This window comes from Micromonospora sp. NPDC048843 (assembly GCF_040649965.1).
In the GTDB taxonomy this organism is placed as follows: Bacteria; Actinomycetota; Actinomycetes; order Mycobacteriales; family Micromonosporaceae; genus Micromonospora; species Micromonospora hortensis.
This window is the reverse complement of the sequence record NZ_JBEZGJ010000006.1, coordinates 85,041-102,824: the sequence shown is the minus strand read 5'-3', so window position 1 is coordinate 102,824 and position 17,784 is coordinate 85,041. Positions and strand designations below refer to the sequence as shown.

General features: G+C 69.9%; 16 protein-coding genes. 9 read left to right on the top strand and 7 right to left on the bottom strand.

Features of this window, described 5'->3' with window-relative positions; translation table 11 throughout:
- Nucleotides 1-346: 346 nt before the first annotated feature.
- From AB0C20_RS03100 to AB0C20_RS03075, 6 genes are all read left to right on the top strand, one after another.
- Nucleotides 347-550 carry a cold-shock protein gene (locus AB0C20_RS03100; RefSeq protein WP_013283833.1) on the top strand — a complete coding sequence of 68 codons (204 nt, stop codon included), beginning with the start codon at nt 347-349 and terminating at the stop codon, nt 548-550.
- A 373-nt stretch (nt 551-923) separates the two neighbouring features.
- Nucleotides 924-1,292 carry a hypothetical protein gene (locus AB0C20_RS03095; protein ID WP_357567162.1) on the top strand — a complete coding sequence of 123 codons (369 nt, stop codon included), beginning with the start codon at nt 924-926 and terminating at the stop codon, nt 1,290-1,292.
- A 245-nt stretch (nt 1,293-1,537) separates the two neighbouring features.
- Nucleotides 1,538-2,374 carry a CPBP family intramembrane glutamic endopeptidase gene (locus AB0C20_RS03090; RefSeq protein WP_357567160.1) on the top strand — a complete coding sequence of 279 codons (837 nt, stop codon included), beginning with the start codon at nt 1,538-1,540 and terminating at the stop codon, nt 2,372-2,374.
- On the top strand, nt 2,371-3,531 hold the full coding sequence (locus AB0C20_RS03085; RefSeq protein ID WP_357567157.1) for a histidine kinase: 1,161 nt from the start codon (nt 2,371-2,373) through the stop codon (nt 3,529-3,531). The genes AB0C20_RS03090 and AB0C20_RS03085 overlap by 4 nt, the downstream gene beginning before the upstream one ends.
- Nucleotides 3,528-4,187, top strand: coding sequence for a response regulator transcription factor (locus AB0C20_RS03080; protein ID WP_357177790.1), 660 nt, complete (start codon nt 3,528-3,530; stop codon nt 4,185-4,187). Before AB0C20_RS03085 ends, AB0C20_RS03080 begins: the two co-directional genes overlap by 4 nt.
- Before the next feature lie 263 nt (nt 4,188-4,450).
- Nucleotides 4,451-5,494, top strand: a complete 1,044-nt coding sequence (locus tag AB0C20_RS03075; protein ID WP_357567168.1) for an NAD(P)-dependent alcohol dehydrogenase — start codon at nt 4,451-4,453, stop codon at nt 5,492-5,494.
- Between the two features lie 124 nt (nt 5,495-5,618).
- On the opposite strand, the gene AB0C20_RS03070 is transcribed toward AB0C20_RS03075, so the two are convergent.
- Nucleotides 5,619-6,848, bottom strand: coding sequence for a serine protease (locus tag AB0C20_RS03070; protein WP_357567155.1), 1,230 nt, complete (start codon nt 6,846-6,848; stop codon nt 5,619-5,621).
- 221 nt (nt 6,849-7,069) lie between these two features.
- Complete coding sequence (locus AB0C20_RS03065; RefSeq protein ID WP_357567153.1) at nt 7,070-7,327, bottom strand: hypothetical protein; 258 nt, start codon at nt 7,325-7,327, stop codon at nt 7,070-7,072.
- Between the two features lie 385 nt (nt 7,328-7,712).
- Between AB0C20_RS03065 and AB0C20_RS03060 the strand changes: the two genes are divergently transcribed.
- From AB0C20_RS03060 to AB0C20_RS03050, 3 genes are all read left to right on the top strand, one after another.
- Nucleotides 7,713-7,967: a three-helix bundle dimerization domain-containing protein gene (locus AB0C20_RS03060; RefSeq protein ID WP_357177799.1), complete on the top strand. Its 255-nt coding sequence runs from the start codon at nt 7,713-7,715 to the stop codon at nt 7,965-7,967.
- A 189-nt stretch (nt 7,968-8,156) separates the two neighbouring features.
- Nucleotides 8,157-12,074: a Pls/PosA family non-ribosomal peptide synthetase gene (locus AB0C20_RS03055; protein WP_357567151.1), complete on the top strand. Its 3,918-nt coding sequence runs from the start codon at nt 8,157-8,159 to the stop codon at nt 12,072-12,074.
- Nucleotides 12,071-13,414, top strand: a complete 1,344-nt coding sequence (locus tag AB0C20_RS03050; protein ID WP_357177806.1) for a M1 family metallopeptidase — start codon at nt 12,071-12,073, stop codon at nt 13,412-13,414. Before AB0C20_RS03055 ends, AB0C20_RS03050 begins: the two co-directional genes overlap by 4 nt.
- A 136-nt stretch (nt 13,415-13,550) precedes the next feature.
- On the opposite strand, the gene AB0C20_RS03045 is transcribed toward AB0C20_RS03050, so the two are convergent.
- From AB0C20_RS03045 to AB0C20_RS03025, 5 genes are all read right to left on the bottom strand, one after another.
- Entirely contained in the window at nt 13,551-13,925 is a 375-nt protein-coding gene (locus tag AB0C20_RS03045) for a hypothetical protein (RefSeq protein ID WP_357567149.1), read from the bottom strand.
- A 317-nt stretch (nt 13,926-14,242) separates the two neighbouring features.
- A complete protein-coding gene (locus AB0C20_RS03040; protein WP_357177812.1) occupies nt 14,243-14,974 on the bottom strand; it encodes an ABC transporter permease in 732 nt (243 codons plus the stop codon).
- Nucleotides 14,974-15,894, bottom strand: coding sequence for an ABC transporter ATP-binding protein (locus tag AB0C20_RS03035; protein ID WP_357567147.1), 921 nt, complete (start codon nt 15,892-15,894; stop codon nt 14,974-14,976). The genes AB0C20_RS03040 and AB0C20_RS03035 overlap by 1 nt, the downstream gene beginning before the upstream one ends.
- Nucleotides 15,895-15,952: 58 nt before the next feature.
- Nucleotides 15,953-16,621: a response regulator transcription factor gene (locus AB0C20_RS03030; protein ID WP_357177818.1), complete on the bottom strand. Its 669-nt coding sequence runs from the start codon at nt 16,619-16,621 to the stop codon at nt 15,953-15,955.
- Nucleotides 16,618-17,754, bottom strand: coding sequence for a histidine kinase (locus AB0C20_RS03025; protein ID WP_357567145.1), 1,137 nt, complete (start codon nt 17,752-17,754; stop codon nt 16,618-16,620). The genes AB0C20_RS03030 and AB0C20_RS03025 overlap by 4 nt, the downstream gene beginning before the upstream one ends.
- Nucleotides 17,755-17,784 lie beyond the last annotated feature (30 nt).

Genomic DNA, 17,784 nt, shown 5'->3' with positions numbered 1-17,784 from the left:
GCCAGGCGTCCGGCGACATCGGCGCTCTTGGCGCCGGCCCCGCACTGCCGGCCCGCCCGGTCGTCGTGGGCAGCGACGGCCGGTCGACGTTCGCTTCACGCTTCGCCAGGGCGGTATCGATGAAGCAGACACGTGACCAGGTCCCCCCACCGGGATGGACGACGGATCATCTGCTACGGTAGCCGTGTTGCAGTTTTGATTTCCGTAGACGTTTTCCAGCGCCTGATGGGTCATCTGAACCCACCCAGGCGCTTCTTCGTTTTTCGTGTCGTTTCGACGCGGGTGATCAACGCGGCGGCGTAAGGGTCCGCACAGTGCGGTCTCCAACAGCCTGCGAGGAGCAGACATGACTACAGGTACCGTGAAGTGGTTCAACGCCGACAAGGGCTTCGGCTTCATCAGCCCGGACGACGGCGGCGCCGACGTCTTCGCCCACTTCTCCGCGATCTCGGCGAGCGGCTTCCGCAGCCTCGACGAGAACCAGAAGGTGGAGTTCGACATCACCCAGGGCCAGAAGGGCCCGCAGGCGGAGAACATCCGCCCGCTCTGATCCACCCTGCGAACGGCGGCCCGACTGATTCAGCGGGCCGCCGTTTGGCGTTTCATGCGCCCACCACAGCATTTCAAATCGTCTGATCGGCAGGGGTCCGGTCAGGTCGGTGGACCTACCCGTACGGTCGCCTCCCAGCGTTGATCTTGCCGTCTGACTGGTTGTCGGATCCCGCCGCGCAGGCTTGGCCCTGCCGGGTGGTGCGCGTCGGATGACGGTGGTTCGTCGGCCATCCCCAAGCTGCCCGGAGTCCAGGGGCGGCCGGCCTGGTTACCGGAGTCGGATCCGGTCTGGAGCGGGAGGTACACCCGCCGGAGGCAATCGCATTCATCAGGCGCGCGCAGGGCGAATCGGCTGGCGCAGGCAGAGCAGGATGGACGCATGGGAGAGGCACAAGATCGAGCGGTTGCCATCGTCCAACGTGCCGCTGGAAACACCGTGGCACCTGCGGCTCCATCGTGGAGGAATCGGTGTCGCTGGTCTACCGACCAACGTGCGGTTCCGGCCGTCGGTGGTGGTGACGGTGAAAATGAATTTCGTCGAAGCGGTTGAACGTGGCCAGCAACACCTTTCCGCCGAGGAAAAGGATGAGTTGCACGACGCGCAGAACACAAGAGGCGTGCCTGAACCGCGGTTCCCGACGAACTACCGCCTTACGGACTTGGGACAGACCATCGCTCACCTCCTTGGTCGGATTGGGGCGCTCCCTGGTCGACACTCTGCCGAGAGCCGCGACTCGTAAAAGTGACCTGAACCCGGACCGCCCGGCCGCGGCGTGGCGATCACCGCCCGGACGCACCGCGGGTCTCGGAGCGTACGTCGCCCGATCGCCCAGGTCGGTCGCCGCCATCCGGCGCGGAATGTAGCTCTTGTCCCCCGTGCGAGCTACCGACAATTGTCCACCGCACGGTGACGACCGCAGCGACGTAAAACCATAGGTTTCTTCGTGTCCGCTGCGCTCCGGCCGCGGTCTACAAAGGAGCCGCTATGCGATTCGTCAAACAGTTTCTCGCCGTCGCCGTCGCCGCCTTCGTCGGTTGGCAGAGCGTCGCCGCCGTCGAGGGCAGCTTCCTGCTCACCTTGGTTTTCGGCGCTTTGACGGCAGTGCTGGGCGTGGTCGTCTACCGGTGGGTCGTGCGGCGCACCGAACGCCGTGAGCCGACCGAGCTCGGCCTGGACGGCCGGGGCGGGAAGCTGGGCCGCGGGACGCTCATCGGCTTCGCCATGTTCGCGGCCGTCATCGCCAACATCGCATTCCTCGATGGTTACCACGTGCAGGGCTGGGGTTCGCCGACGGGAGCGCTGGGTCTGCTCGGGTTCATGGCGGCCGCCGCCGTCACCGAGGAACTGCTGTTCCGGGGTGTGCTGTTCCGCATTGTCGAGGAGCGTACGGGCACCTGGATCGCTCTCGCCCTGACCGGCGTGGTGTTCGGCGCGATCCACCTGGCGAACTCGGACGCCACACTGTGGGGGGCGACCGCCATCGCCATCGAGGCCGGGTTCATGCTGGCCGCCTGCTACGCCGCCACCCGGAACCTGTGGGTCCCGATCGGCCTGCACTTCGGCTGGAACTTCGCCGCCGGCGGCATCTTCAGCGTCGTGGTCTCGGGCAACGGCGAGTCGAAGGGCCTGCTCGATGCTTCGACGTCGGGCCCGGTCGCGCTGAGCGGTGGCGACTTCGGGCCGGAGGGCAGCCTGTACGCGGTGCTGGCCGGCGTGGTGCTGACCGTGGTGTTCCTGTGGCTGGCCAAGCGCCGCGGGCACATCATCCCGCGCCGCCGCCGCACGGCGCAGGCCCCGGCAACCGCTACAGTCACCCAGTGATCAAGCTCCGGAGGCTCCCGGATCTGTGGCAGCAGTGGCCGATCACGGTCCGGGACCTCCCGATCGCACTGGCCCTCGCCCTCGCGACGGTGGTCCCGGCCCTGGAGCGGCAGGGTACGCAGCTCGGCGACCTTCCGGACCGCCCGTACGACGCGCTGACCATCGGTGTCGTCGCCCTGGAGTGCCTGCCGCTCGCCGTGCGGCGTCGGTGGCCGGCCGTCTGCCTCACGCTCGTGTCGCTCGGCTTCGCGATCGACCAGCTCAGCGGCTACCACACCATCGCGGGTACGGGGCTGGCCATCGCGCTCATCAGCGCCGGCGCCCACCTGGAACGGCACCGCTGGTCCGTCGTGGGTCTCGCCTCGGCGGCGTACGTGCCCCTGGCGATCTCCCTCGACCGGCTCGGTTCGGGTGAGGGCGTTGCGGGGTTCACCACCTTCTACCTGCTGCTGGCGCTCGCGTGGGGCATCGGGGCGTGGCTGCGCCAGAACCGGGCCAGAGAGGCCGAACGCCGCCGCCACATCGAGGAGGCCACCCGTACTGCGGAGCGCACGCGCATCGCCCGGGAGCTGCACGACGTCGTCACCCACCACGTGACGGCGATGGTCGTGCAGGCCGAGGCGGCGCGTTACCTGACGGGCGCCCCGGACAAGCTCGACCAGACCCTGACAGCGATCACCGGGACCGGCCGCCGGGCCATTGGCGACCTCCGGCAGCTGCTCGACCTGCTCAACCCGGATCACAACAGCACAGCCGATCCGCGTACGCCCTCCGTCGGCGACCTGGACGCCCTCGTCGACCATTCCCGGCAGGCCGGGCAGCCGGTCGAGTTCGTCCGGGAGGGCACACCGGCGGTGGCCACCGGCAGCGCCGAGGTGGTGGCGTACCGGGTGGTGCAGGAGGCGCTGACGAACGCGCTGAAGTACGCGCACGGCAGCCGGACCAGGGTTCGCGTTCACCACGGGGAAGGAGAGACGACCGTGGAGATCAGCACCGACGGCTCCGGGGGTGACAGCGCATCCCCGGGCGGCAGCGGGCGCGGCCTCGCCGGGCTCCGGGAGCGGGTCACAGTCCTCGGTGGCGACTTCAGCGCCGGTGCGCAGGCCGGCGGCGGCTTCCTTGTGCGGGCCCGGATCCCGGCTGGGAACCCGTCGTGACCGCGCCGGTCCGGGTGCTCGTCTGCGACGATCAGGAGCTGATCCGCGCCGGATTCGCCACGATCATCGACGCCCAGCCCGATATGGAGATCGTCGGCGAGTGCGGCGACGGACGCGCGGCAGTCGACCTGGCCCTTCGGCTCCGGCCGGACGTGGTGGTGATGGACATCCGGATGCCGGTGCTCGACGGCATCGAGGCGACCCGCCTGCTGGCCGGTGCCGGGGTTCCCGTGCCGGTGAAGGTCCTCGTGGTGACGACGTTCAACCTCGACGAGTACGTCTACGAGGCTCTGCGCGCGGGTGCCAGCGGCTTCCTGCTCAAGGACGCCCCACCTGCGCAGCTGCTTCACGGCATCCGCACGGTAGCGACGGGCGCCGCGCTGCTGGCCCCGGAGGTGACCCGGCAACTGGTGGGCAGGTACGCGGCCCGCATTCGCCCGGCCGAGGGTGACCCGGACGGCGGCGCGCTGACCCCGCGCGAGCTGGAGGTGCTCCGGCTCATGGCGGAGGGCCTCTCCAACAGCGAGATCGCCGCGGCCCTGGTGATCAGCCAGGAGACGGTCAAGACGTACGTGTCCCGCATCCTCAGCAAGCTCGACCTGCGCGACCGGGTGCAGGCCGTGGTGTACGCGTACCGCCGGGGCCTGGTGACCTGAGCGGCCCGCACGTCCGCCATCGGAGCCCAGGAAAGGGATGTTCTGGTACTACAAACCTAGATCAGGCATTCATCACCGGTCTCACTGCCTGCCAGCTGGTGTTGCCAGGAAGGTGGGCGCAGCAAAGAAGTAGCCTGATCGCCCGGAGCGACACCCCGCGCTCCTGAGGGGTACCAGCAGTACGCGCCTCGACAGAGACTCGCAGCGCCGCCACGGCTGTGGTGAGGTGCAGGCAGGTCAGCATCACGTCACCGGAGGACATCATCTTCACCGTCAACGCCATCGCCGCGCCCTCGGCCACCGAACCGCTCGTGCGCACCACTATCGAACGGCGAGACCTGGGCCCGCACGATGTTCTCATCGAAATCCGCTACGCCGGCATCTGCCACTCCGACATCCACACAGTGCGCGGTGACTGGGGCAGCGTTCCCTACCCGCTCACCGTCGGCCACGAGATCGTCGGCCGGATCACCGAGGTCGGCGCCGACGTCACCCGTCACGCGGTCGGCGACCGCGCCGGTGTGGGCTGCATGGTCAACTCGTGTCGCGAGTGCGAGAACTGCCGCACCGGCAACGAGCAGTACTGCCTCAAGGGCAACACCCAGACGTACGCGGGCGTCGACCGGGACGGCACCGTGACCCAGGGCGGGTACTCGACCCACGTCGTCGTGAACGAGGACTTCGTGCTGCGGGTGCCGGAAAGCATCCCCTACGAGGCGGCCGCGCCGATGCTGTGCGCGGGCATCACCACGTACTCCCCGTTGGCGCACTGGAACGCCGGCCCCGGCAAGAAGGTCGCCGTGGTGGGCCTGGGTGGTCTGGGCCACATGGCCGTCAAGATCGCCGCAGCGATGGGCGCCGAGGTGACAGTGCTGTCACAGACGCTGGGCAAGAAGGACGACGGCCTGCGCTTCGGCGCCGAGCACTACCACGCCACCAAGGACCCGGCCACGTTCGAGGCGCTCAAGAACAACTTCGACCTGATCATCAACACGGTCAGCGCACCGATCGACATGGCCAGCTACCTCGGCCTGCTGCGCCTGGACGGCACGCTTGTCAGCGTCGGTGCCCCGCCGGAGCCGCTACCGGTGCCCGTCTTCGCGCTGTTCGGCAACCGACGCTCGTTCGCCGGCTCCAGCATCGGCAGCATCGCCGAGACCCAGGAGATGCTGGACTTCTGCGCCGAGCGCGGCATCGCCCCCGAGGTTGAAGTCATCGGCGCCGAGGCAGTCAACGACGCGTACGAACGGGTCCTCGCCTCGGACGTGCGGTACCGGTTCGTCATCGACATCGACACCCTGCGCTGATCTTCTCCCGGGTGCCAGGGTCCGCCGAACGGCGGGCCCTGGCACGCAGCCGGACCGGGGCGACCGGTGGCGAGGATGCCGATTGGCCGCCAAGGCGCAGAGCGCGCATCGGCGGCCCACCGTCTCAGCCGTTGTCGATCAGGCTGGCGATCTCGTTGTAGATCAGGTGCGCCTTCGCGCCCTGGTTCGACGGACAACCGCCGAGGTGGTGCAGGGCGATCACACGGTGGCTGGCGTTCAGCACTGGTGAACCCGAGTTGCCGCCGGAGGTGTCGCAGCTGTAACTGATGTTCCAGGTGTTGTAGTTCGCGTTCCGGACGGCGCAGGTCGCGCCGTTCTGGGTGTCCTCGTAGATCGACAGCCGCTTCGCACTGCCGTCGCCGTGCCCGGGGACATAGATCCGGGTGCCGTTGCTGGTGGCGGTGGTTGCCAGGTACAGCGTGCCGAATCCCTGGATGGCGGCGAAGTTGTTGACCGAGAACAGTGCGTAGTCCAGCTGGTTGGAGCCGCCGCTGCTCACCCTGTAGAGGGTGGCACCGCTGACCCTGGTGCCGGCGCCGGGATTCGCGCCGCCGCAGGTGGCGCACTGGTAGTTGAACTGCATCTCGCTGCCGCTCACGGCGGACTGCGTCGAGAAGCAGTGCTTGTTCGTCAGCATCCGGTTGGTGTCGCCGACCCGCCAGGTGGTGCACAGTCCACCGCCGCTGATCAGCAGCCGCGCCACCGCCCTGCCGCGGGCGTACTCGGTGGGGTGGCTGTTCTGGTAGCAGACCACGTCCCGGCGCGCGTCGGTGCTGCACACGGACTGGGCGGAGAAGTTGTGCGCGGCGATCTCCGTGCGGTCGTATCCGCGCCAGAACCGGTCGATGGTGGCGGCGCTGCCACGTGAGGGGCGGCTGCTGTGCAGTGTCACCACCGCGGTGTCGCCCTCCACCGACATCGCCCAGAAACCCGGCTGTCCGTCGGTGGTGTAGTCCGAACCCGTCGCCCGGTTCAGGTGGCGGTCGTACCGGTAGCTCTCCTTGCCGTCGCGGCTCGACACGGTGACGTGGTCGCCTTCGGCCAGCCGCAGTGCGCTGAAGTGCACCTTGACGTAGGTGGCACCGGGGTGCTGGATGATCTGTGTTCCGCCGTTGGTGGCGTAGGACAGGGAGCTGTCGACGGTGCGGAGTTCACCGATCGTGGTCACACCCTCCGCCGAGAACTGGTTCGATTCCGGTGCCCGCTCGGATTGTGGCGCGAGAGGGGCAACCGAGTACGCCTCGGCGGCGGGTACCGACAGTAGGCTCAGCCCGAGTGTGCAGGCGGCGAGCGCGACCGCCCCCGTTCGTAAGCGGCGCAGGGCATGTTTCATCTGTCGCTCCTTCTCAGGAATCAGCACCGAGACGTGCCTTCAGCCTTCCTACCTGAGTTCACGCAAGACATGTAATCCCATCTATGTCATAGCTACCCGCTGCGCCGCTTCATCCGCCTCATTTCCGTGGAATGCGCCCCGATGTGCGGCAAATGACCTACCTGCTCACCGCCCGGGCAACGTTGGTCGGCGTCGATCTGAGGTCCGGCGCACTCTGCGCCCTACCCGAGGGCGTCGACGAGGTCCCAGCCGCTCAACGCCACCATGACCGCGAACACCTGGATCGGCGCCGGCAACCCAGGCAGGTCGGCATGGGAGACATCGCTGTGCAGGTATTTGCGGCGGATGGAACCGGCCGGTCTGCCGTCGACGATGAGCCGTTCCTCCAGCCGGAAGGTCGACGCGCGCTCGAACGCGTAGAGCTCCTTCGAGAACGCCTGCGCGCGTTCCTCGTTGCACTCCACGAACGCCGCCCGCACCCCGTCTCACGCAACGCGGCGTACGCCTTCACGACGGTGTTCTGGTTGACGCTGAGGTTGTCTGCGAGCTGCCGGACCGGTGGCAGGCGCCGACTCGACGGACAGCTTGCTCATCGCCCGAGCCTACGTCGCCCGATCACCCAGGCCAGTCGCCGTCATCCGGCGCAGATTGGGCCACGAGCACGGTCGTGATCAGCGCGGCGGCCACCGCCAGGCTCAGAGCTAGTAGCGCTCCGGTAAGGCGGTGGTGGAAGTCCGGGCTACGGGCGAGCGGTTGCCGAGAAGGCCTGCTCCCGCAGGTGAACATTGCACAAACGACGGAATGTCAAGTGGATGTCCGGGGCACTACCTGTGCAGACACTGAAGACGACGTGCGAGGTGTGTGATGACCGAACCCGCAGCCAGTGGCGGTCTCGTTGACCCGGAGATCGCCTTGCAACGCCAGGTCGAGACGCTGAAACAACGATTCCCGGATGCCGAGGAGAGCGAGATCTCCGCCCTCGTGCACGAAACGCACCAGCGCCTCAAGGACGGGGCGAGCATCGACTCGCACCTGGTCGCCCTGACCGAGAAGCAGGTGACGGAGGAACTGCGCAGCGACGGTGGGACCGTTCACATCCGTAGCGACGACACGGCCTGAGCACAGACACGAGTGTGCCCGGCCGGTGGCGTTTCGCAGGCGTTCGACGTTCCCACGGGTCGCTGTGGTGGTGGACACGATGCCGTTGCTCACGGCCAGGTGCGACGTAGCGTTGAGGGCTGCCCAGGGCGGCCCGCGTGCCGCGCGCCTGGTTGACGCCGATCCGCAAGACGAAAAGGTGAACGCCGGGTGCCCGTGACGAGTGAACCCCAGGTGGTCGCGCTGCCGCCGTCAGCTGTCGCACCGACGATCCCTGCGGTGTTCCGATCCGCCTCCGCCCCGGCCCGCCGCACGCTTGTCGACATTCTCGACGACTCCGTGCGCGCGCACGCCGACGCGGGTGCGCTCGACAGCGGTGCCACCACATTGACGTACCGCGAACTGGCCGATGAGGTCGAGGCCGTACGGAGGTCGCTCGCCGGGCACGGCATCGGTGTCGGCGACCGGGTGGGCGTCCGGATCTCCTCCGGTACGGCAGAGCTGTACCTGGCGATCCTCGGCGTTCTCGCGGCGGGCGCGGCCTACGTGCCGGTCGACGCGGACGATCCCGAGGAACGCGCCGAGCTCGTCTTCACCGAGGCGGGGGTCGTGGCGGTCCTCGGTGACGGGCTGGCGGTGTCGCTGCGTCGTACCCCCGCGGGTCGGACCGCTCGGCCCGGCCCGGACGACGACGCCTGGGTCATCTTCACCTCCGGCTCGACGGGCACCCCGAAGGGTGTGGCGGTCAGCCACGGCGCGGCGGCGGCATTCGTGGACGCCGAGGCGCAGTTGTTCCTCGCCGACGAGGCGAGCGAGGCGATCGGCCCGCAGGATCGGGTCCTGGCCGGGCTGTCGGTGGCGTTCGACGCGTCCTGCGAGGAGATGTGGTTGGCGTGGCGGCACGGCGCGTGTCTGGTGCCGGCCGCGCGGTCGCTCGTCCGCAGCGGTGTCGACCTCGGTCCGTGGTTGGCCGAGCAGCGCATCTCGGTGGTGTCGACGGTGCCGACGCTGGCTGCGCTGTGGCCGGTCGAGGCGCTGGAGGAGGTGCGGCTGCTGATCTTTGGTGGGGAGGCCTGCCCGCCGGAGCTCGCGCAGCGCTTGGCCGTCGAGGGTCGCGAGGTCTGGAACACGTACGGACCGACCGAGGCGACTGTGGTCGCGTGCGCCGCGCGGATGACCGGCGAGGGGCCGGTCCGCATCGGGTTGCCGCTGGCCGGTTGGGCGCTCGCCGTGGTCGACGGATCCGGCGCTCCGGTAGCGATGGGTGAGACCGGCGAGCTGGTCATCGGCGGGGTGGGACTCGCCCGCTATCTGGATCCGGGCAAGGATGCCGAGAAGTTCGCGGCGCTGCCCGCGCTCGGCTGGGAGCGGGCGTACCGCAGCGGGGACATCGTCCGGGCGGAGCCCGAGGGGCTCCTGTTCGTCGGTCGCGGTGACGAGCAGGTGAAGCTCGGCGGACGCCGGATCGAGCTGGGTGAGATCGACGCCGCGCTGCAGGCTCTGCCCACAGTCGCCGGTGCGGCCGCGGCGGTGCAGCGCACCGCCGCGGGCAACCAACTGCTGGTGGGGTACGTGGTTCCGCGCGACGGCGTCACCTTCGATGCGGCGACGGCGGCGCTGCGGATCCGTGAGCAGCTGCCGGCCGCGCTGGTGCCGCTGCTGGCCGTGGTGGATGCGCTGCCGACCCGGACATCCGGCAAGGTGGATCGGGCCGCGCTGCCCTGGCCGCTGGCCACCCCGGGCGACGCGGTGGTTGAGCTGACCGGGACGGAGGAGTGGCTCGCTGGCGGTTGGGCGGAGATCCTGGGTGTACGCCCCACCGAGGCGGACGCGGACTTCTTCACCTACGGCGGCGGCAGCCTGAACGCGGCGCAACTGGTGGCGTGGATCCGGCGCCGGCACCCGCGCGTCTCGGTGGCCGACATCTACCTCCACCCGAAACTGTCGCGGCTCGCGGCGGTGCTCGACGCACTCGACACCACTGCGGCGACGCGCCGTGAGGTCCGGCCGGTGCCGAGGCGCACCGGGCTGATCCAGGCCGCGATGATGGTGCCGATGCTCGTGTTGGTCGGGCTGCGCTGGCTGACAGTCCTGGCCGCCCTCGGCAACGTCCTCGCCCTGTTCGCTCCCGCACCTTGGGCGCCGGCCGTTTCCTGGTGGTGGGTGGCGCTGGGCTGGCTTGTGCTGTTCAGCCCGCCGGGTCGGATAACCCTGGCCGCCGCGGGAGCGCGACTGCTGCTTCGTGGGGTACGCCCCGGCAGCTACCCCCGCGGTGGCGGCGTGCACCTGCGGCTGTGGGCCGCCGAACGCCTCGCCGAGCTGACCGGCGCCACCAGCGTCGCCGGAGCATCCTGGATGATCACTTACGCCCGGGCCCTCGGCGCGCAGATCGGGGCCGACGTCGACCTGCACTCCGCGCCGCCGGTGACCGGCCTGCTGAAGCTCGGCCGGGGCGCGGCGATCGAGCCGGAGGTCGATCTGTCCGGCCACTGGGTTGATGGCGATGTCGTCCGCATCGGCAGGGTTCGCGTCGGCGCCGACGCCCGGGTCGGTTCCCGCAGCACCCTGATGCCCGGCGCTCGGATCGGCAAGGGCGCCCGCGTCGCCGCGGGCTCGACGGTGGCCGGCGCCGTACCGGCCAACCAATACTGGGCCGGCTCACCGGCCGCAGCCGCAGTTGCCAAGGATTCGGACGGGTGGCCCGGGCAGCGTCCCTCTCGATCGCGGACGGGTGCACGCCTCTGGCCGCTCGCGTACGGGTTGACGGCCCAGTTGCTGGGGCTGGTTCCGGTCGTGGCCGCCCTGCCTGCGCTCGCCCTGCTCGGCTGGACGCTCGCCATCCGACCAACTGTCGGCGCGGTGCTGGCCGCCGTCGCGGTGGCGGCCGTCGCCTACGTCGTGGGCTACGCGCTGGTGGTGCTCGGGGCCGTCCGGGCGCTCAGCATCGGCCTGCGCGCCGGGTACCACCCGGTGCAGGGGCGGGTGGCGTGGCAGGTCTGGACGACCGAGCGGCTGATGGGGATGGCCCGGGTGGGGCTGTTCCCGCTCTACGCCAGCCTCTTCACACCTGTGTGGTTGCGGCTGCTCGGTGCCAAGGTGGGACGCGGGGTGGAGGCATCCACAGTGCTCGCGCTGCCGGCGATGACCACGGTCGCCGACGGGGCCTTCCTGGCCGACGACACCATGGTCGCGACCTACGAGCTGAGCCACGGGTGGCTGCGCGTCGCTCCGGCCCGCATCGGTAAGCAGGCGTTCCTCGGCAACTCGGGAATGGCCGCGCCCGGACGTTCGGTGCCGAAGCGGGGCCTGGTCGGGGTGTTGTCGTCAGCGCCGTTCAAGGCGAAGAAGGGTTCATCCTGGCTCGGCGCACCGCCGATGCCGCTGCGCCGGACCGTGGAAGCAGCCGACACAAGCCGCACCTTCGACCCACCGGTCCGGTTGAAGCTGGCCCGGGCTGCGATCGAGCTGTGCCGGATCGTTCCGGTGATGTGCGCCGGCGCCCTGGCGATCGGCGTCCTCGCCGTACTCTCGCTCGTCTGGCGGGTTGCCGGGTGGTGGGCGGCCGCTCTCGCCGCCGGGCCGGTGCTGCTGGGTGCGGCGATCGTCGCCGCCGCCATCGCGACGGCCGCGAAGTGGCTGTTGGTCGGGCGCTTCCGGGTCGCCGAGCGCGCCCTGTGGACCTCCTTCGTGTGGCGCAACGAGCTCGCGGACACGTTCGTCGAGGTCCTCGCCGCGCCGTGGCTGGTCCGTTTCGCGACCGGCACGCCACTGCTGACGGCGTGGCTGCGCACGCTCGGTGCGAAGATCGGCCGGGGCGTCTGGCTGGAGACCTACTGGCTCCCCGAGTACGACCTGGTGCGCCTCGGCGATGGTGCGACGGTGAACCGCGGTTGTGTGGTGCAGACCCACCTGTTCCATGATCGTGTGATGAGCATGGACCAGGTGACACTGGGCGCGGGAGCCGCGCTGGGCCCGCACGGCATCGTCCTGCCGGGCGCGAGCATCGGCGCGCGGACCACGGTCGGGCCCGGTTCACTGGTGACCCGCGGCGACGCCGTGCCGTGCGACAGCCGGTGGTTGGGCAATCCGATCACCACCTGGTCGGCGCCAGCGGCACGGTCGGCATGAATCCGAAGGCGGCGTCGGCGTCGAGCGGCGCAACGCCCGGCGCCGGCCACTCGGGCGACTCCTACCTGCCCGAGCACGGCAACGGCGGCTACCGGGTACGGCACTACGACCTGGACCTCGACTACCGGGTCGTGTCGAACCGGCTCGCTGGCCGGGCTGGCATCACCGCTGCGGCTTCGCAGTCGCTCTCTCGGTTCACTCTCGATTTCGGTCGGCTGCGCGTCCAGGACGTCCGAGTGGACGGGCGCCCGGCAAAGTACCTGCACCGGCCGGACAAACTGCAGATCAAACCGGAGCGGCCGATCGGCGCCGGGGACACCTTCCGGGTGGAGATCCGCTATGCGGGAAAGCCGGTGCCCATCTCCGGCCGGTGGGGCGAGCTCGGGTGGGAGGAACTCACCGACGGGGTGCTCGTGGCCAGCCAGCCAAACGGGTCTCCGTCATGGTTCCCGTGCGATGACCAACCCGGCGCCAAGGCCACCTTCCGGGTGGCAGTCACAGCGCCCTCCCCCTACACCGTTCTGGTGACCGGTGATCCCGTACTACAGCAGCGGGGCGCGAGTGGCACTACCTGGGTGTACGAGCGCCGCGAACCCACCTCGCCATACCTGATGAGCGTGCAGATCGGACGCTACGAGATGGTAGATCTGGCTGTCGGTGAGGTGGCGCAGCGCGCGGCGATTCCGCCCGCGCTGCGCCGGAACGCCGCTCACGACTTCGGCCGGCATGGCCAGATCATGTCGGCGCTGCGGCGGCTCTTCGGGCCGTACCCCTTCGGGGAGTACGTCGTCGTGGTCGCCGACGACGACCTCGACGATCCGGTCGAAGCGCAGGGCATGGCGGTCTTCGGGCGAAACCACGTCGACGGGCGGCGCACGCACGAGCGGCTGGTCGTGCACGAACTGGCCCATCAGTGGTTCGGCAACAGCCTCACGGTGGCGGACTGGCGGCACATCTGGCTCAACGAGGGCTTCGCCACCTACGCCGAGTGGCTGTGGTCAGGAGTCTGCGGCGACCTGCCAACAGACGCCCTGGCCGCCCGGTGGTACGCGTGGGTCGCGGCTCGCCCACGCCATGTCGTCGTCGCAGATCCCGGCGTCGACAGGATGTTCGACCCGCTGGTCTACAAGCGTGGCGCGCTGACCGTGCATGCCCTGCGTAAGAGGGTCGGCGACGAGTCGTTCTTCGCGCTGCTGCGAGCCTGGGTCGCCGAGCACCAGCACGCGACGGTGACGACCGAACAGTTCCGGCTGCACGCCCAGCGCTTCGCCCGCGAGCCCTTGGACGGCCTGTTCGCCGCCTGGCTCGACAGCCCGACGCTGCCTCCACCACCTCGCTGACGCCGCCGGACGACGCAGCATAGGCGAATGCGAGGGCGGCGGGACTGGCCTACTCACGCGCGGTTCCTCGCCCGAGCGCGGATCGAACGGCCGAGAGATGCGATGCTCGGAGTACGGTCGGGGCTACGAGGAGCGTTCACTCGCCATCGCGCGGTGCCGGCGCAAGCAGCCGCAAAGGCGCGACCTCTGCCAGTGGTTCAGCGTCGGGGCTGGGTACGGTGCGGGGCAGCAGCGCGGCGAGACCGGCGCGCGTGGCCAGCACGATCAGCCGGTCGGTGCGGACCAGTGGCCGACGTTCCGGCAACGACCAGATGGTCTGTCCCGTCCGACCGGTCCGCACCGCGATCACCCTCACTGCGCCCGGCTGGTTGACGTCGTGGCAGTACCGTCCCTCGATTTCGGACCCGGCGCCAACGGGAAACTCGGCCACCAGCAATACCCGGCGGCCGACCGAGATGGTGTCGATGACCTGCTGGCCCATCATGGCGGCTGCGAACGCCGGCGCTGCCAAGGATGAAACGCGCGGGTGTACGCCAGCAGGACGCTGGCCGTGGCGAGTATCGCGGCCGTGCCGACCAACGCCAGTCGCAGATTGCGGCTGAACACCAAGCCGAGGGCCCGAAGCAGGCGCGGCCTTCGACGCGGCGGGTCCATTCGGGGCCGACCGTATGCGCGGACAAGTACCAGGTCTGCCGAATCCTGGTCCACTGGAAGGACGACCGGCTCCGTGCCGGTCGTGTCGGCCAGGCCGCAAACCACATCCACACCGGCAGGTCGACTTCGGCGTGCAGGTGATGGCCGTTCCAGCTCAGGCCCGGGGGCCGTCGTTCAGGTTCGGGCGAGCCGGCGGACGGCGAGGAACGCGGCCATCACGGCTATGCCGAGCAGGGCCGCTACGGCGGTCAGGTTGAAACCGGCGCCGTGCCACGGGTCGCTGACCGCGTCCATCAGCGGCCCCATCGGGGTGAAGTCGACGGCGGTGTTGAGGGCGTCGGGAAGCAGGTACGGCGGAGGCCCGCCACCGGCGATGAAGAAGAGCCCGAAGAAGAGCAGCAGCCCCACCCCCTGAGCGGCCCGCGCGGTCGGTAGTAGCGTCCCGAGCAGGACTCCGAGCGCCGCGAAGGCCAGCGTGCCGGCGAGAAACCCGGCCAGCACCCCGGTGGTCGAGGACGGTGCGTTGAGGTCGTAGCCTCCGAATCCGATCGCGATCATGAGAGCGGCGGCGACCGCGGCCATCAGTGCGGTGACGATGATCTGCGCACCCGCGAGCGGCCAGGCGGAGACCCCGGCCGCGCGGAACCGCCGTAACACTCCCCGTTCGCGATACGCGGCCAGGTGGGTAGGGACGCCGAGGAAGCCCATCACGGCGATCGCCGCGGCGGCGTACACGGGCACGTAGAAGTCGACACCGCCGATGCCGCCCATCTCCGGATCGGGCTCGTTGCCGAACGAGCCGGCCAGCAGGACCAGCAGGAGGGCGGGAAACGCCAGGCTCATCAGCAGCGTGATCGGTTCCCGGCCGAGCAGCTTGATCTCGGTCCAGACGATGCGGGCGGTCATTACGGTCTCCTCTGTGGTTCGTCGCGAAGCCGGCGACCGGTGGTGGCGAGGAAGACGTCCTCGAGCGTGGGATGGTGAGTCCGAAAGTCGGCGGGAAATAGCCGCCGTTCGGCGAGGGCTGCCGCCACCGGCACCGTGACCCGGGCCTGCCCGGCGATGGTGACTACACCGCCGGTGGCGCTGACGTTGCTGATGCCCGGTATTCCGGCGAGGAAGCCGACGTCGTGACCGTCGAGGGTGAAGGTGATGGTGATCGGGCCGCCCTGCTGAGCGGTGAGGGTGTCCGGGCGGTCGAGCGCGACAACCCGACCGCCATCCACTATGGCTACCCGGTCGCAGAGTGCGTGCGCCTCTTCCATGAGGTGGGTGACGAGGACAACTGTGGCCCCCCGTTCGCGTACCCCTCGGACCAGGTCCCAGGTCACGCGCCGCGCCTGCGGGTCCAGCCCGGTGGTCAGCTCGTCCAGGAAGACGACCTCCGGCTGGCCGAGCATCGCCAGGGCGAGGAAGAGCCGCTGCCGTTGGCCGCCGGAGAGCGCGGCGAACGGTCGGCGGCGCAACGCGGCCAGGTCCCAGGCCACCAGCGCTGCCTCGACGTCTCCGCTGGACCCCGACGGGGCGAAGAGCCGGATCGCTTCGGCCACCCGCAGCCGGTCGGGCAGGGCGGAGGACTGCAGTTGCGACCCGACCCGGCGGCGCAACTGGTCCGGCTCGTGGGCCGGGTCCAGGCCCAGGACCTCGACCCTGCCCCCGTCTCGCCTTCGCAGACCTTGAAGGCACTCCACAATAGTGGTCTTGCCGGTGCCGTTCGGGCCGAGCAACCCGAAGATCTCGCCCCGCCGCACTGTGAAGGACACGTCCTCGACGGCGACCACGCGCCCGTAGCTCTTGCGGAGATTCTCGACCCTCACGACATCCATGAGGTGACGCTACGAGAGCGCGGGGCCCGGGCACGTCCGCCAAAGGCGGCGTTCGCGGCTACTCCGAAGGAGGTACGGCCTGGACCAGCCCTGTCTCGTAGGCGACCACTGCCGCTTGGACCCGGCTCTCCACCGCGAGCTTGGTCAGGACCCGGGAGACGTGGGTCTTCACGGTCAGCTCGGCGATGTGGAGCCGGCCGGCTATCTCCCGGTTGGAGCAGCCGCGGGCGATGAGACCCAACACCTCGCGCTCCCGCTCGGTGAGGGCCGCCAGCGCGGTCGGCGCTGGCCGGTCCCGCCGCAGCCGAGCGGCGACCAGATGGTCGACCAGGCGGCGGGTCGTCGATGGTGAGATGACAGCGCCGCCGCGCACGGCCGACCTGACCGCCTCCAGCAGCTGTACCGGCGGGGTGTCCTTCACCAGGAAGCCAACGGCGCCCGCCTCCAGCGCGTCGAAGACGTTCTCATCGGTGTCGTAGGTCGTCAGGATCAACACGTGCGGCGGGTCGGCGGCGGCCAGCACCTGGCGCGTCGCCGCTATCCCGTCCAGCTTCGGCATGCGAATGTCCATCAGCACCACGTCGGGTCGGTGTTCGGCGACGGCGGCCACCGCCCGCTCCCCGTCCTCGGCCTCGGCCACCACCTCGATCTGAGGGTCGTTGTCGAGCAGCGCCCGGAAGCCGGCCCGCAGTAGCGCCTGGTCGTCGGCGATCAGGACTCGGATCACGGCGCCTCCAGTGGAAAGGTGGCGGTTACCCGGAACCCGTCGGGTCCGCCCGAGGTCGACAGCTCGCCGTCGTAGAGGGCGACCCGCTCGGCCATCCCCCGCAGGCCCTGGCCAGGAATGTACGCCGGCTCGGCAGCGCCGAGGTCGTGGATCTCCACTGTGAGCCGGTCTGGTTGGTAGCTGATGGTGAGCTGGGTCCGCACGCCCGGCGCGTGCTTGATGACGTTGGTGAGCGACTCCTGGATCACCCGGTAGGCGGCGAGGTCGAGGCCGGGTGGGAGCGGCACCGGTGGTCCCGAGGCCGCGACGGTGACGGTGACCCCGGCGTCGCCTGCGGCGGCCACCAGCGACGGCACGTCGGCGAGGCCCGGCTGCGGCGCTGGGGCCGGACCGACCTGGTCGCTTCGGGCCGGGTCGCGGAGAACGGTCAGCATGCGGCGCAACTCCGAGAGCGCTTCCCGACCGGTCCGCTCGATGATGGTGAGCGCCTCGGCGGCCTGCGCCGGACGGGCGCCGACCAGGTGAGCGCCGACGCCAGCCTGGACGGTGATGACACTCATCGCGTGGGCGATGACGTCGTGCAGCTCGCGGGCAAGCCGGGAGCGCTCGTCGGCGATGGCGCGCTCGGCGAGCGCCTGCTGCGCCGCCCGCAACAGCTCGGCCTTGACCTCCAGGTCCTCGGCGTAGCGCTGCCGGTCGTCGATGGCGACTCCGAGGGCCCAGACCACGCCGCAGACCACTGCGACGTAGAGCAGGTCGGTCACGCTCACCGGCCACTGGCCGGCGACGACAGCGGTCATCATCCACAAGGGAGTGGCGAGGGCGATGGCCCGCTGCCAGAGCGGCCGGCGCCAAGCGCCGGCGGCGTAGAGGGCGACCATCAGCGGCAGCGACTGGAGGAAGTGGCCCTCGTGCGCTCCGTCGAATGGCGTTTCGAGCCAGAGCGGGTACGTGACACCGAAGACGAGCGCGATGGCGACGGGGTTCCAGCGGATCGCCAGCACCGGCAGGGTGTTGGCGAGTAGCAGGGGTATGGCGCGGAGCGGGTACTCCTCGACGATCCGCCACTCTGGAACGGCGAACACGATGGTCAGGAGCGTGGTGAGCCCGACGAGGGCACGTCCGGACCGCATTGACCCAGCCTACGGCTATTACCATGCGAG

Bases quoted from the DNA above. Each gene is read 5' to 3' on its own strand.
- AB0C20_RS03100 (WP_013283833.1), top strand. From the start codon at position 347: ATGACTACAGGTACCGTGAAGTGGTTCAACGCCGACAAGGGCTTCGGC.
- AB0C20_RS03095 (WP_357567162.1), top strand. From the start codon at position 924: ATGGACGCATGGGAGAGGCACAAGATCGAGCGGTTGCCATCGTCCAAC.
- AB0C20_RS03090 (WP_357567160.1), top strand. From the start codon at position 1,538: ATGCGATTCGTCAAACAGTTTCTCGCCGTCGCCGTCGCCGCCTTCGTC.
- AB0C20_RS03070 (WP_357567155.1), bottom strand. From the start codon at position 6,848: ATGAAACATGCCCTGCGCCGCTTACGAACGGGGGCGGTCGCGCTCGCC.
- AB0C20_RS03060 (WP_357177799.1), top strand. From the start codon at position 7,713: ATGACCGAACCCGCAGCCAGTGGCGGTCTCGTTGACCCGGAGATCGCC.
- AB0C20_RS03050 (WP_357177806.1), top strand. From the start codon at position 12,071: ATGAATCCGAAGGCGGCGTCGGCGTCGAGCGGCGCAACGCCCGGCGCC.
- AB0C20_RS03040 (WP_357177812.1), bottom strand. From the start codon at position 14,974: ATGACCGCCCGCATCGTCTGGACCGAGATCAAGCTGCTCGGCCGGGAA.
- AB0C20_RS03035 (WP_357567147.1), bottom strand. From the start codon at position 15,894: ATGGATGTCGTGAGGGTCGAGAATCTCCGCAAGAGCTACGGGCGCGTG.
- AB0C20_RS03025 (WP_357567145.1), bottom strand. From the start codon at position 17,754: ATGCGGTCCGGACGTGCCCTCGTCGGGCTCACCACGCTCCTGACCATC.